General features: G+C 54.7%; 11 protein-coding genes. 7 read left to right on the top strand and 4 right to left on the bottom strand.

What is annotated here, in order from left to right; genetic code table 11:
- Window positions 1–74: 74 nt before the first annotated feature.
- The 3 genes from BUA49_RS16710 to BUA49_RS16700 all read right to left on the bottom strand — a co-directional run bounded on the left by BUA49_RS16710 (window position 75) and on the right by BUA49_RS16700 (window position 4,690).
- Window positions 75–707 carry an SPOR domain-containing protein gene (locus BUA49_RS16710; protein ID WP_072799653.1) on the bottom strand — a complete coding sequence of 211 codons (633 nt, stop codon included), beginning with the start codon at window positions 705–707 and terminating at the stop codon, window positions 75–77.
- A gap of 9 nt (window positions 708–716) precedes the next feature.
- Window positions 717–2,402, bottom strand: a complete 1,686-nt coding sequence (argS, locus tag BUA49_RS16705) for an arginine--tRNA ligase (RefSeq protein WP_072799652.1) — start codon at window positions 2,400–2,402, stop codon at window positions 717–719.
- Window positions 2,403–2,515: 113 nt separating this feature from the next.
- The gene (locus tag BUA49_RS16700; protein WP_072799651.1) at window positions 2,516–4,690 is read right to left on the bottom strand and encodes a primosomal protein N'; all 2,175 of its coding nucleotides are present in this window, start codon (window positions 4,688–4,690) and stop codon (window positions 2,516–2,518) included.
- A gap of 265 nt (window positions 4,691–4,955) precedes the next feature.
- On the opposite strand from BUA49_RS16700, the gene rpmE reads away from it, so the two are divergent.
- Both rpmE and BUA49_RS16690 read left to right on the top strand, forming a co-directional pair.
- Window positions 4,956–5,180, top strand: coding sequence for a 50S ribosomal protein L31 (rpmE, locus tag BUA49_RS16695; protein WP_072799649.1), 225 nt, complete (start codon window positions 4,956–4,958; stop codon window positions 5,178–5,180).
- 227 nt (window positions 5,181–5,407) lie between these two features.
- Window positions 5,408–6,673 (top strand): malic enzyme-like NAD(P)-binding protein, encoded by a 1,266-nt coding sequence (locus BUA49_RS16690; protein ID WP_072799647.1) that lies wholly within the window; start codon window positions 5,408–5,410, stop codon window positions 6,671–6,673.
- Between the two features lie 109 nt (window positions 6,674–6,782).
- Here BUA49_RS16690 and BUA49_RS16685 read toward each other — a convergent pair whose 3' ends face one another.
- The gene (locus BUA49_RS16685; protein ID WP_072799646.1) at window positions 6,783–9,305 is read right to left on the bottom strand and encodes a penicillin-binding protein 1A; all 2,523 of its coding nucleotides are present in this window, start codon (window positions 9,303–9,305) and stop codon (window positions 6,783–6,785) included.
- A 195-nt stretch (window positions 9,306–9,500) separates the two neighbouring features.
- Between BUA49_RS16685 and BUA49_RS16680 the strand changes: the two genes are divergently transcribed.
- The 5 genes from BUA49_RS16680 (at window position 9,501) to pilQ (ending at window position 14,413) form a co-directional block, all read left to right on the top strand.
- Entirely contained in the window at window positions 9,501–10,565 is a 1,065-nt protein-coding gene (locus tag BUA49_RS16680; protein ID WP_072799644.1) for a pilus assembly protein PilM, read from the top strand.
- Window positions 10,565–11,128, top strand: a complete 564-nt coding sequence (locus tag BUA49_RS16675) for a PilN domain-containing protein (RefSeq protein WP_072799642.1) — start codon at window positions 10,565–10,567, stop codon at window positions 11,126–11,128. Before BUA49_RS16680 ends, BUA49_RS16675 begins: the two co-directional genes overlap by 1 nt.
- Window positions 11,128–11,739 (top strand): type IV pilus inner membrane component PilO, encoded by a 612-nt coding sequence (locus BUA49_RS16670; protein WP_072799640.1) that lies wholly within the window; start codon window positions 11,128–11,130, stop codon window positions 11,737–11,739. Before BUA49_RS16675 ends, BUA49_RS16670 begins: the two co-directional genes overlap by 1 nt.
- A 2-nt stretch (window positions 11,740–11,741) precedes the next feature.
- The gene (locus BUA49_RS16665) at window positions 11,742–12,293 is read left to right on the top strand and encodes a pilus assembly protein PilP (protein ID WP_072799638.1); all 552 of its coding nucleotides are present in this window, start codon (window positions 11,742–11,744) and stop codon (window positions 12,291–12,293) included.
- A 65-nt stretch (window positions 12,294–12,358) separates the two neighbouring features.
- Entirely contained in the window at window positions 12,359–14,413 is a 2,055-nt protein-coding gene (gene pilQ / locus BUA49_RS16660; RefSeq protein ID WP_084063616.1) for a type IV pilus secretin PilQ family protein, read from the top strand.
- Window positions 14,414–14,416: the final 3 nt, after the last annotated feature.

The following is a 14,416-nucleotide window of genomic DNA, read 5'->3' as shown; positions in this document are numbered from 1 at the left end:
CGCCATCCCTGGCTCCACACAGTTTTGGAAAGCCCGCCCCGCAGACTTTCGCTGCTTACGGGAATAGGCAAGTTTTAGTCTTTCTTCGGGATTTTTCGGGAAAGTGGTTGTATGTTAATCGACACAAGCTTGTCCACGGCTGAGCTCATCTTGCTCCGTGAAGTGAAGGGCCCCACATTCACACGGTACCAGACAGAGCCGTTATCGAGCTCGATATGCTGCACAGAGGCTCTGAGGCCCAGGAATGCAATCTGCGCGCGTTGACGTTCAGCATCTTCCTTGCTGCGGAAAGATCCCGATTGCACTATGTAGTCGTAGGCTTCGGTGGTCGGGCCTGGAGTATATTCTTCCACCTTGTGGGGAATCATCTCCGATTCCGGAAGCATGTCATAAAACCGGAAGCCCTGCTTTTTTTCTTCTTGTTTTGCGGTTTTTCCGGTCTGCTGTTGCGCCGGTCTTTCGGTGGCAGGGTGGGGTTGTGGTCCAGCGCTGGGTGGTACGGAGTTCAGATAGACAATGAACCCGATAAACCCTCCGACCGTGGCCAGGGACAGGATCCACTTCAAGGACAGGCCGCCACGTTGGGAGCGAGCCGGCGCTGCGGGCTTTGTGCGCTTTTTCGGGGCGCTTGCAGCCTTGGCCGGCTTTCTTTTTGCCGTGGTAGGCGATGCGGCTGACCGGTTTTTACGAGCATAATCTCGGGACATTGTTGCTACTTACATCTCTTCCGGTGCATTGACGCCCAGCAGGTCCAGCCCATTGGCGATCACCTGGCGCACGGCAAGGTAAAGGCTTATACGGGCATCGCGTACTGCTGTGTCTTCAATCAGCACTTTATGGGCGTTGTAATAGGTGTGGAATTGTCCTGCCAGGTCCCTCAGGTAGTGCGTAAGGTGATGCGGCTCGCGCTGGGCAGCGGAGTTGGCAATCAGCTCCGGGTACTTTGCCAGCTGGTTTGCGAGCTCTTTTTCTTCATCCAGAGTGAGCAACGACAGGTCGCCTGCGCACTCTTGGAGCCCCCGCTCAACACCCTCGGCAGAAAGTTTTCGCAGCACGCTGCAGATGCGCGCATGGGCATACTGAATATAATACACCGGGTTTTCATTGGTCTGGGAGCGAGCCAGGTCGATATCGAAGGTCAGCTGGGAGTCAACCCGCCGCGCAGCGAGGAAAAAGCGGGTAGCATCCCGGCCCACTTCGTCAATTAGATCGCGAATGGTCACGTAACTGCCTGCGCGTTTGGAAATTTTTACTTCCTGCCCGGAGCGGGTGACCATCACCATCTGGTGCAGAACGTAATCCGGCCAGCCTTCGGGGATGCCTACATTCAACGCCTGCAACCCGGCACGGACGCGGGTCACCGTGGAGTGGTGGTCGGCACCCTGTTCATTAATTACGGTGGTAAAGCCGCGCTCCCACTTGTCCAGGTGGTAGGCCACGTCTGGCAGGAAATAGGTGTAGCCGCCGTCTTGTTTACGCATCACCCGGTCTTTATCGTCGCCAAACTCTGTGGTCTTCAGCCACATGGCACCACCGTCTTCATAGGTGTAGCCATTGTCCTGCAGGCGTTTGACGGCGGCTTCCACCTTGCCGTCCTGATAAAGGGACGACTCCAGGAAATACACATCAAACTGGACACCGAAAGCTTTCAGATCCAGGTCCTGCTCCCGACGCAGGTACGCCACGGCAAACTCCTGAATGGCGGTACGATCCTCGGGGTCTGCGCTGGCGGTTACTTCGCGATCATCTGCGGTTACGGTATCACCGGCCAGATAAGCCTTGGCAACATCGGTAATGTAGTCGCCGCGGTAACCATCTTCCGGCCAGCTTGCATCCTCGGGTGTCAGCCCCTTAACGCGGGCCTGTACCGAGAGTGCGAGATTATTGATTTGAGCCCCCGCATCGTTGTAGTAAAACTCGCGGGTAACATCATAGCCGTTAGCCTCCAGCAGGCGGGAGAGGCAGTCGCCAATGGCGGCGCCCCGGCCATGGCCTACATGCAGCGGGCCAGTCGGGTTGGCGGAAACAAACTCCACCTGAACTTTCTCACCCTTGCCGTCGCTGTTACGCCCGAACTGCCCGGCCTCATCCAGAATCGTATTAACAACCTCAAAGGCACTGGCGGTGCTCATGAAAAAGTTGATAAAACCGGGGCCTGCAATTTCCACTTTCACCACGGCGCTGCTTTCAGGCAGTTTTCCGATCAGCATCTCTGCCAGCTTGCGAGGCGGGCAGCCAGCGGTTTTGGCGGCAACCAGTGCGATGTTGCAGGCATAATCACCATGGGATTTATCCTTGGTGTTGCCCACTTGCGGCGTGTAGGTCTGGTCGGCAGGCAGCGTGCCTTCTGATTGAAGGGCTGCCAGCGCGGACTGGAGCAGGTCGGAAACGGTCTCTTTCATGCTGTGAGATGACTCGGTTTACTGGAAAGTTGGATTGGGGCAGGGCGCCCTATGAAAACAGAAGATGGGCATTATCGCGGAAAGTCCTTCTGCAAGCAAAAGCCCGATGATGTTTAGCCTGTTTCTTGAGGATCTACATCAATCATCCATTTTGCGCCCTTCGGGTACTTTTCTTGCTCGAGTGACTGGCAGATGCCGGTCAGGAGTCTGTTGAGGCGCCGCCGATTATCTGCGTTCAGTACGAGCTGCGCTCGGTGCCTGTCGGCCCGACGTGCGATCAGTGCGGGTAGCGGGCCCCAGATTTCGATGCCTGGTGCGCTTGCGAGCGGCTTTATGTTATCCAGTATTTGCAGGCTTTGTTCCATTGTGTCCGCTTCTGCCCGGAAGATCGCCATGGCGCGAAAAGGTGGAAGCTGGCCGCCCTCGCGCTCCTCCAGAAGTTGGTCGGCCATATCCAGATAGCGGCCATGGCAAAGCGTTCTGAGGAGGGGGTGGTCACTGTGACAGGTTTGCACGACCACCTTGCCGGATTTCGTTCCGCGTCCGGCCCGTCCGCTTACCTGAAGTAATATCTGGATCAGTTGCTCTGGAGCTCTGAAATCGACGCTGAAAAGCCCGCCATCCGCATTGATCACAACCACCAGGGTCACATTCGGGAAGTCATGGCCCTTTGCCAGCATCTGGGTTCCGACGAGGATGCAGGGTTTTCCGCTATTGACCTGTTTCAGGATGCTTTGAATGCTGCCTTTGCGTTGTGTGCTGTCGCGATCGACACGAACCACCGGAGTATCCGGAAAGCTGGCGGCAAGTATGTCTTCAGTCTGCTCTGTTCCCTGGCCAACCGGCTTGAACGCTTCACTGTTACATTTCGGGCAGGTTTCGGTCGCCGGAGCCTGATAATCACAGTGGTGGCATCGCATCGCCCGGTCGCGGCGATGGTAGGTAAGGCGTGTGTCGCAGCGCGGACACTCAACCATATGGCCGCAGTCAAAACACATCATGACCGGCGCAAAGCCCCGGCGGTTTACGAACACCAGTGCCTGGCTGCCGCTATCCAGGGTTTGCCGGATCGATTCCAGAGCCGGCCGCGAAAGCCCGCCTTCAAGTGGCCTGCTGCGTATATCCAGCAGGCTGATTGTCGGAGGCAGCGCCTCGCCCGCGCGCTCTTCAAGCCGTATGAGCTGATATTTTCCGCCCAGAGCGTTGTGGTAGGATTCCAGCGAAGGCGTAGCTGAGCCCAGAATGACCGGGCAGCGGTTCAGGTGAGCCCGATATACCGCTACGTCTCGGCCCGAATACCGAAAACCCTCGCCCTGCTTGTATGAACTGTCGTGCTCCTCGTCTACGATCAGCGTTTTCAGTGCTGTAAACGGAAGGAGCACGGCTGAGCGGGTGCCAATGAGAATAATCGGCTCGCCGTTGCGGATTTTCAGCCAGGCATTCAGGCGTTCGCTGTCATTCAGTGCTGAGTGCCACACCAGGATGCGCTCGCCGAAATAGCGCTGGAAGCGGGCAACTGTCTGCGGTGTAAGGTTTATTTCCGGAACCAGCACCAGTGCCTGGTCTTGGGCTGTGAGGTTTTGCTTGAGATAGTGTAGATAGATCTCTGTCTTGCCGCTCCCTGTGATGCCATATAAAAGCGAGGCGCTGAAGCCGTCCGCCGGCACGGGCAGTTGAGAGGCAGCCTCAAGCTGTGCTGCCGAGAGTTTCGGGGCAGTTACGGTTTCCTTGTATTGCTGGCTCCGGGAGGTTTCGCCCGCCGGGGTTGCAGCCTGGATCAGTTCCTTGTCGCTCAGTGCTTTCAGCTGTGGACGGGTAAAGCCGGCCTTTGTAATGTCGCTGCCTTTTGCGCCTTGCTCATGTTGGGCAATCCAGTTCAGCAGCGTCTTCTGTTTATGTGCGTTTGCCGGCAATGCAGCGCCGCTGCCGCAGGCCTGCCACCAGTCTTCAGCTTTTTCGATGGCTGGCCGGCCCCGCCGCAATGCGGGTGGCAAAGCTGTGAACAGGCACTCGCCCAGCGGATGCTGATAATAGTCGCTGGCCCAGCTCAGCAGTTGAAAGGTTTCGACCGGCAGGGCAGGCCAGTCCTCCAGTGCATTGTGGATAGGCTTGAGAGTGATGCCGGCCGGCGGTTCGATGTCGGTCTCCACGACCAGGCCGATAGCCTGTTGGCGCCCGAAAGGAATTTTTACGCGCTGCCCGGGTTTCAGGGTAAGTCCCTCTGGAACAAGATAGTCAAAGAGCCTTCTGAGCGGCCGGTTCAGCGCAATGCGGGCTGTGGATAGCACTGAGTGCTCCCTTGTGGTTTTGGGCGTTACGGTATCTGCTTATCCTGCTGGTTCCGCGGCACAGCCAGACGTCTGGAAAAGCGCAAGGTCAGGGCGCGTTGAACACTTGCCTGCAAGGATAATTGCAAGTAAGATTCGCGGTCTGTTTGCGGCAGGGCATGATTGTGCCCCGTCTTCTCCATTGATTCAAATATGCGGTGCCTGGCACTAGGGCTATAAACATTGCCCCGTGATCAGGTAGCGGCATGACCCAAAGAGGTTCGCCATGAAAGAAGGTATTCACCCCAAGTACGAAGAAATCACTGCAACTTGCTCTTGCGGTAACGTGATCCATACCCGTTCTACTATTGGTCATGATCTGCAGCTGGATGTTTGTTCACAGTGTCACCCGTTTTATACTGGCAAGCAGAAAGTTATGGATACCGGTGGTCGTATCGATCGCTTCCAGAAGCGTTTTGGTGGTCGTATCGCTGGAGCCAAGAAAGACTGATCTCGTCGCACAGTTGAAAAAAGCGCCTCAGGGCGCTTTTTTTGTGGCAGATAAAAATAACGGCTTTGTGTTTGATTATAAGCAATTAGCCGTATTGACTGGTCAGATTTTGTTCGAAGTGCCCTTGTCGTTTTGGGGCGAGCGAGCCATAATGGCGCGCTCCTTCAGGTAGGCTCTTGCCGTCTGGAGGCTTATTACCTTTAAACGTGACAAACGGAACAGTGGCAATGTCTCAAGATCTGAAAGAAGCAGCCCTTGAATATCACGCCAAGCCGCGGCCTGGGAAGATTAGTGTAGAAATAACCAAGCCGACAGCGACCGCCCGCGACCTTGCTCTGGCATACAGCCCCGGAGTTGCCGAACCGGTTCGCGAAATCGCGAAGGACCCGGAGAACGCCTATAAGTACACTGCCAAAGGCAACCTTGTGGCGGTTATCTCCGACGGTACTGCGATTCTTGGCCTGGGTAACCTTGGCCCGCTGGCAAGCAAGCCCGTAATGGAAGGCAAAGGCGTACTTTTCAAACGCTTTGCCGGAATTGACGTGTTTGATATCGAGGTCAACTCCGAAAGCCCGCAGGCGTTCATTGAAACCGTTGAGCGTATTGCTGACACCTTTGGTGGTATTAACCTTGAAGACATCAAGGCGCCAGAGTGTTTCGAGATTGAGCGCGCGCTGATCGAAAAGTGTAATGTGCCCGTCTTTCACGATGATCAGCACGGCACGGCGATTGTTACAGCGGCCGGTATGATCAATGCCCTGGAATTACAGGGCAAGAAAATTGAAGAAGCGAAAGTGGTTTGTCTGGGCGCGGGAGCTGCAGCAATCGCTTGTATGAAGCTGTTGATCAGCTGCGGCATCCGCTCTGAAAACATCTTGATGATTGACCGAAAGGGTGTGATCCACTCAGGTCGCGATGATCTTAATCAGTACAAGGCCATGTTCGCCAACGATACGGACAAGCGCACTCTGGACGACGCAATAGAAGGCGCTGATGTGTTCCTCGGCCTTTCTGGTCCAGACCTTCTGAGCGGTGAACAGCTTAAGAAGATGGCGCCGAATCCGGTTGTTTTTGCCTGCTCCAACCCGGATCCGGAAATCGATCCGGCGATAGCTCTCTCAGTTCGTGACGATCTGATCATGGCTACCGGCCGTTCAGACTACCCGAACCAGGTAAACAATGTTCTTGGCTTCCCCTTCATCTTCCGGGGTGCGCTCGACGTTCGCGCGAGCTGTATCAACGAAGAGATGAAGGTGGCTGCGGTAGATGCCATTCGCAAACTTGCCAAAGAGCCGGTTCCGCAGGAAATCTGCGAAGCCTACGGCGCTGACAGTTTTGAGTTTGGTAAAGAGTACATTATTCCCAAGCCCATGGATGTTCGCCTTCTGGAAGTTGTCCCGGCAGCCGTGGCTCGTGCGGCAGTGGACTCAGGTGTTGCTCGTAAGGGGTACCCTGCACATTATCCGCTGAAGAGTATGGACGACATCATCTGATCGATGACGTTATGAGCTTATAAAAAAACCGGCGGTGATCCCGCCGGTTTTTTTGTGAGTGCTTGTTGGTTTTGGCGTTGCGCGCGTGGCCGGAGCCTGGCGCTTGCGGCTAGAAAATCTGGCGCGAGAGGTCGTCCCCTTTTCCGCGTGTGCCACCCGGGCCCATATCATCTGCGGCCAGCGGCGCTGGCGCATCTTCTTCCTTGAATATCTCGAAAACACCCTCCTCGCCGGGCCTTGCACGCTCACCGGTTTCGGCGTTGATGCGGATGTTAACGATACCATTTGGCCGGGGCATAAAGGTCGGGGGCATTCCGTCGAGCGCTACCTTCATATAGTCCATCCAGATAGGCAGGGCAGTGCTTGCGCCGAACTCTCTGCGGCCCAGAGGGGCTGGTTGATCAAAGCCTACCCATACGGTGGTGGCAAGGTTGTGGTTGAAGCCGGCGAACCAGGTATCCCGCTGTTCGTTGGTAGTACCTGTTTTGCCTGCAATGTCATCGCGTCCAAGCGCCAGAGCACGACGCCCGGTTCCGAGTTTGATCACGTCCTGAAGCATGGAGTGCAGGATATAAACAGAGCGCTCGTCTGCGAGCCGCCGCATGACTCGCGTTTCCGGTGCAGCTTTTGCTGTGATAGCCGGAGAGATCTCGGTTTCGCCGGCGGGGTTTGTCGGGGCACTTTCAGCCGTGTCGCAGTTGGTATCACAAAGGACGACTTCCGGGGCCTGGTATATTGTTTCGCCGTTAACATCTGTAATGCTCTGAATCAGGAAAGGTTCGACATCGTAGCCTCCGTTGGCGATGACGGCGAGCCCTCGGGCTAACTCCATGGGGGAGAGTTGGCCGCTGCCCAGAGAGAGGGAAAGATCTTTGGGCATGTTCTCAACGGGAACCTTGAGCTGCTTGAGATAGTCCAATGTCTGGGGGATGCCGACATCCCTGAGCAGCCGGATGGAGACCAGGTTTCGTGAGCTGTATAACGCTTCGCGAAGCGTAGTAGGGCCAGAGAACTGTCCGGAGGAGTTCTGCGGGCGCCATGCGGTCTCGAGTTCCGAGTCGTCAAACACAATTGGTGCGTCGTTGTAGATGGTTGCGGGTGTGATGCCGCTTTCCAGAGCCGCCAGATACAGGAACGGTTTGAAGGTGGAGCCCGGTTGCCGTCTAGCTTGCATGGCGCGATTGTATTTGCTTTGCCCGAAGCTGTAGCCGCCGGCGAGAGCCTCAATGGCACCTGTTTTTGCCTCAAGGGAGATCAGTGCCCCTTCAGCTCTGGGCACCTGCATGAGCGAGACCCTGGCTGGCTGGTCAATTCCGGATGCTGGATCATCCCCGGCCCCGTCCGCCTCAGACTCTGCTTCAGCCGCGGGCGCTTGTGGTAACTCGTCGACGCGAACGTAAACAACGTCACCCGCGGTTACAACGTCTGAGGGCTTTTCCGGCTTCGGGCCGGTCAGGTTTTCTGTCTTGTAGCGTGTGGCCCATTGCATGGATTCGAATGGCATCACGGCAGGACCGAATCTGCGTAAGTGAACACGAGCCTCGTTTTTGTCATCGCTGACCGCCGTTACAACTGCGGGCATCAGGGATTCGATTCTCGGATAGTTCAGCATAACGCTGGAAAGGTTCCCGCTGGCCAGCGTGTCAGCGTCGAGCTGGCCGATGGCGCCCCGAAATCCATGCCTGCGATCATAGGCTTCAAGGCCGCTTCTGAGCGCGTCCGTGGCCTGTTGCTGGTCTTTGCTGTCTACGGTCAGTGTGACGGTGTAACCATCGGTGTAGGCATCTTCCCCAAAGCGTCTGACCATCTCGGCGCGGGCCATTTCAGCGACGTAGTCGGCATCTACTTCGGCTTCGGTGGCGTTATAGGTTGCGGTAAGCGGGGCCTGGATGGCGAGCTCGTAAGCATCCGGGCTGATAAAGCCGAGCTCTTTCATTCGGCCCAAAATCCAGTCTCTACGCTGCATTGCGCGCTTGGGATTGGCTAGCGGATTGTAGGCTGAAGGGGCCTTGGGCAGGCCTGCCAGCATGGCCATTTGTGCAAGCGAGAGTTCGTTGACCTGCTTGTTGTAATAAACGCGCGCAGCGGCGGCGATGCCATAGGCCCGGTTCCCCAGGTAAATCTTGTTCAGGTACAGCTCAAGAATTCGGTTTTTGTCCAGTTCACGCTCTATCTGAACTGCCAGAAGTATCTCGTTGAACTTGCGAATAAACGTCCGATCACGTGACAAAAAGTAATTTTTTGCAACCTGCATTGTGATGGTACTGCCGCCGGATTGGATCGAGCCGGTAGAGACCAGTTCGATTGCAGCCCGCGCCAGGCCTTTGATGTCGACCCCGAAGTGCTCGTAAAAACGAGAGTCTTCGGCCGCCATAAAGGCTTGTAACTGAATTGTTGGAATCTGTTCGATTGTGATCGGTGCCCTTCTCTTTTCACCGAATTCTGCTATTAATCTGTTGTCTTTGCTATACACCCGCAATGGCGTTTGGAGTTTTATATCCAGAAGCTGTTCGACAGGGGGGAGGCCGGGACGAAGGTAAAGATAGAAGCCTGAGCCGACGATAACGGCGACACTGAGTCCGGTGAGAAATAACCAGGCAAAAAGACGAGATGTACGCAACAAATGAGACATTTTTTTCTGACAACTGTTGGATATAGGTCTATCATTTGAGAAATTGCTTTAGGAAGGATGAGTCGCTTCACCGTTGCAATTGTTCTCAGCTAAAGAAGAGGGAACAGTGTAAACGGAATAATGAAGAAATTCTCTTAAATAAAAAACACATAACACATGTAACCGGGTGCATTTAGCCAGGTATAGGGTGAGCGCGTGTTCGGATTGTTCGGAAAGAAATCCAGTGCAGTATTGGGCCTAGATGTGAGCTCAAGCTCCGTCAAGCTCCTTGAGCTGTCGAAGCAGGGCGACCGTTACAAGGTCGAAAGTTATGCTGTTGAGCCTTTGCCGGCCAACGCTGTCGTCGAAAAAAGCATCACAGATGTAGAAGCTGTTGGTGAAGTCCTTAAACGAGTGGCTTCCAAGTCTCGTACCAGCATCAAACAGGTTGCGGTCGCAGTATCGGGTTCTGCGGTTATTACTAAGGTCATCCAGATGGATGGAGGCCTCAACGAGTTTGAAATGGAAGACCAGATTGTCCTTGAGGCAGATCAGTACATTCCATACCCGCTTGACGAAGTTGCGATCGATTTTGAGGTGCAGGGCCCCTCGGAAAGCAATCCGGATAAGGTGGATGTGCTCCTCGCAGCCTGCCGTAAAGAGAACGTGGATATCCGTGAAGATGCTCTCGAAATCGCATCACTTAATGCGAAAATCGTAGATGTTGAAGCTTATGCCCTTGAGCGTGCCTACGCGCTGATTGAGTCCCAGCTGGACTCCCAGGGTGAAGACCTTGTGGTGGCAATCGTTGATGTTGGTGCCACCATGACCACGTTGAGCGTTCTGGCAGAAGGCAGGACGGTTTACACTCGGGAGCAGATCTTCGGTGGTAAGCAGCTTACCGAAGAGATCCAGCGCCGCTACGGCCTGTCTGTCGAAGAGGCGGGGCTTGCCAAGAAGCAAGGTGGCCTGCCCGATGATTATGAGTCCGAAGTGCTTACACCGTTCCGGGAAGCTGTTGTTCAGCAGGTTGCGCGCGCGCTTCAATTCTTTTTCGGAGCCAGTCAGTACAATGCGGTGGACTACGTGGTGCTCGCCGGCGGTACTGCTTCGATTCAGGGGCTGACAGAAATGGTGGAAGAGAAAACAGGAACGCCGACACTGGTCGCGAATCCTTTTGCAGAAATGGCGGTGGGTTCGCGGGTTAACGCGTCCGCCCTCAGCAACGATGCTCCCTCGCTGATGATTGCCTGCGGACTGGCAATGAGGAGCTTCGACTGATGACAAGAATTAACCTCAGGCCCTGGCGTGAAGAGCTCCGGGCAGAGAAGCAGAAACAGTTCATTGTGATGGTTGTGGGTGCCGCCATTATCGCGGGTGGCCTTACATTTCTCTGGAAGACAGACCTCGATAGCAGCATTGCGTATCAGCAATCCCGTAATGCCTATATTGAATCTGCTGCCAAAAAGCTGGACGAACAGATCCGTGAAATCGAAAGCCTGAAGCGCAAGCGTGATGAGCTGCTGGCCCGTATGAAGGTTATCCAGGATCTTCAGGGCAAGCGCCCTGTGATCGTCCGGGCCTTTGACGAGCTGGTTCGCACTTTGCCCGATGGGCTGTTCTATACAGACCTGAAAAGGGCGGGAGACCAGTTGAGTATCGTAGGTATGTCGGAATCGAACAGCCGTGTCTCAACGCTCATGCGTCAATTTGAAGAGTCCGATTGGTTCACCAGTCCGAACCTCTCCAATGTATCATCGGCAGACAGCCGGCGAGCGGGGTATAGTCAGTTCACTATGACTGTTCAACAAAAAACACCTGAGCCCGAAGGGGAGGATAAGTAATGAGCCTCGCGGACTCTCTGAAAAGCCTCAATGAATTTGATGTAAATGATCTTGATATAAACAATGCCGGTATCTGGCCGGCCCCTATCAAGGCCATTGTTGTCCTGATTGTTTTTGGCCTGATCATGGGCGGCGGTTATTGGTTCTTTATCAAGGATCAATACGTGCAGCTCGACCGGGTAGAGAAAACCGAACAGGATTTGCGCAAAAATTACGAAGAGAAAGCTTACCGGGTGGCTAACCTGGAGGTCTTCAAGGCGCAGATGGTCGAAATGGAAGAAACCTTTGGCGCGCTTGTGAGGCAGCTTCCAAGCGAGACGGAAGTGCCGGGGCTTCTGGAGGATATTACCAATACGGCTTTGGGTAGCGGTCTGGCGCTTCAGGAAGTAAAACTCCAGGCCGAGCAGAAGCGCGATTTTTACTCCGAATTGCCGATCAATATCCGTGTTTCAGGCTCTTATCACGAGCTGGCGTCTTTTGTTAGCAGCGTTGCAAGCCTTCCGCGGATTGTAACTCTGCACGATTTGACCATTAAACCAACTGGCGGAGACGGTGAGCAGCTTGATATGCAGGTTGTTGCCCGTACATACCGCTACCGGGCTGGAGAATGAGCATGGCAGCAAATCATGCGGGAAAAGCCTGGCTGGGTGTCTGTCTGGTATCACTCCTGACGGCTTGTTCCCAGGGCAGCGGTTTTTCCGATCTGGATAAGTTCATGGCAGACACTCGAGCCAAACCTCGAGGTCATGTTGAGCCATTGCCGGAATTCAGCGCTTACGAGGCTTTCAGCTATTCTGCGGCGGATCGGCGTTCACCATTTGAGCCGCCAATGGATGTTCAGCTGACCATGGTTGATGAAAAGCCGGTCAGCGATGTTGAGCCGGATCTGGATCGGCCAAACGAAGTGCTTGAGAATTTTGACCTCAAGGATCTCGGGATGGTGGGTACGCTTCAGGGCGCTTCGGGTGGCCTCTTTGCACTGATTCGGGATAATGCGGGTGGTATTCACCGCGTTCGTACCGGGAACTTCATGGGGAAGAGCTACGGCCGTATTATTGGCGTAAGTGAAACCCGGATTGAACTTATCGAAATTGTTCCCAATGGCCGGGGTGGTTGGGTAGAGCGTCCTCGCTCTCTGACCCTCGACGAAGAAGACGCAGGCTAAGGAGCGGCTGGATGAGAATCGAAAGAAAAATGCATATACAAAAAAGTTCGGGGTCGAGGCTAGCGATGTTCAGAAAACTCAATGTATACGTCGGCGTGATTACTTTTGGGTTGTTATCCAGCCTGGCCAGTGCGGTCACGTTGGAAGACGTGTCGTTTTCGTCGCTACCGGGAGAACGCCTGGAAGTGACGCTCAAATTTGATGGTCAGCCACCTGAACCATCGGGCTACACCATTGAGCGCCCGGCGCGTATCGCGGTGGACCTGCGCGACACTACCAGCGGCCTTGACAGCCGTAGCATTGCTCTGGGGTCTGGTAATGCCCAGAGCATGACCGTAGTAGAAACCAAGGACCGTACTCGCCTGATCTTCAACCTGGTCGAGCTGGCGCCGTACGATACGGTTCGTAATAGCAACTCTCTGGTGATGACCATTGGCGGGGAGTCCAGCGGAAGTTCGGTAACGGCCGACACATCGGCAAACTCTGCTTCCGCGAAGCGCGCAGTATCCCCAGACACGCTTGCAGGCGTTGATTTCCGTCGCGGCAAGGATGGCGAAGGTCGTGTTATTGTCGACCTCGGTAGTCCTGGTACCCAAGTGGATCTGTCTGAGCTCGGCGGCAAAATTCGCCTGACCATGGATGGAATCGCTGTACCCGCAGACCTGCGCCGCCGTCTGGATGTAACCGACTTCGCAACACCAGTCAGCCGTATCGATACCTTCGTTGAAGATGGCAATGCGGTGGTCGAGATACGCCCGGAAGGCAATTATGACTATATTGCCTATCAGTCCGGCAGCCAGTTCACGGTCAGCGTAGAAAAGCTTACTGAAGAAGAGGCTGAATCCCGTCGCGAAGAGAAGTTCCCGTATAGCGGTGAGAAGCTCTCCCTGAACTTCCAGGACATTGAAGTTCGCTCGGTGCTGCAGCTTATTGCTGATTTCACCGGCTTGAACCTGGTGGCGAGCGACACGGTTGGCGGCAGCATCACTCTGCGTCTGCAGAACGTGCCTTGGGATCAGGCGCTGGATCTTATTCTGAAAACCAAAGGTCTGGACAAGCGCCAGATCGGTAACGTGCTGCTTGTTGCGCCGGCCGATGAAATTGCCGCCCGTGAGAAGCTTGAGCTCGAAACCACCAAGCAGATTGCTGAGCTCGCACCGGTTCGATTGGATATCATTCAGGTTAATTATGCCAAAGCAGGGGATATTGTTGCCTTGATCAAGGCGGACGAGGAGCTGATTACTGATCGTGGCTTCGTTTCCTCTGATGTACGAACCAATACCATCAGCGTCCGTGAGTCAACTGATAAGCTTGAAGAAATTCGTCGTCTCGTCTCTACCTGGGACGTACCGGTTCGTCAGGTTTCGATTGAGGCACGTATAGTCCGCGCCCAGAACAATGTCGCTGAAGAGCTTGGCGTGCGCTGGGGTGCGGCTGGCCGTAGTGACGCTAACGGCGGATCAAATAACGTTGCGGTTGGCGGGTCTCAGGGTGGCTTGGCCGGTATTGCCGGGACCAGTGTGCTTGGTTTTCCTTCCGACCTGAACGTAGATCTCAGCACCACTCGATCACCAGCTGGTTCAGTGGCCTTCGGTTATATTGGCACTGATTTCCTGATTGATATGGAGTTGTCTGCTTACGAAAGTGATGGCCAGGCCGAGGTGGTTTCGCAGCCTCGCGTGGTTACTGCAGACCGCCAGACAGCTTCCATCAAGTCAGGTGAAGAGATTCCTTATCAGGAAGCGTCTTCAAGCGGTGCGACCTCTGTGTCATTTAAAGAAGCCGTGCTGTCTCTTGAGGTGACCCCACAGATTACGCCAGATGACAAGATCATTATGGACTTGGTGGTCAATCAGGATTCACGTGGTGAGATTACAGAGGGTATTCCGTCGATCAATACCAACTCGGTTACAACTCAGGTACTCGTAGGCAATGGTGAGACGGTTGTGTTGGGTGGTATCTTCCAGTCTGAAGTTGCCACTACCGTTATCAAAACCCCTGTTTTAGGAGATATTCCCTATCTTGGGCGCTTGTTCAAACGCACTGAGCGGATCAACGAGCGCAGTGAGCTTTTGATCTTCATCACACCCAAGATCATCAAGAACGACCTGATTCAGTAACTC

This window comes from Marinobacter antarcticus, assembly GCF_900142385.1.
Classification (GTDB): domain Bacteria; phylum Pseudomonadota; class Gammaproteobacteria; order Pseudomonadales; family Oleiphilaceae; genus Marinobacter; species Marinobacter antarcticus.
This window is presented reverse-complemented; position numbering and strand designations above follow the sequence as displayed.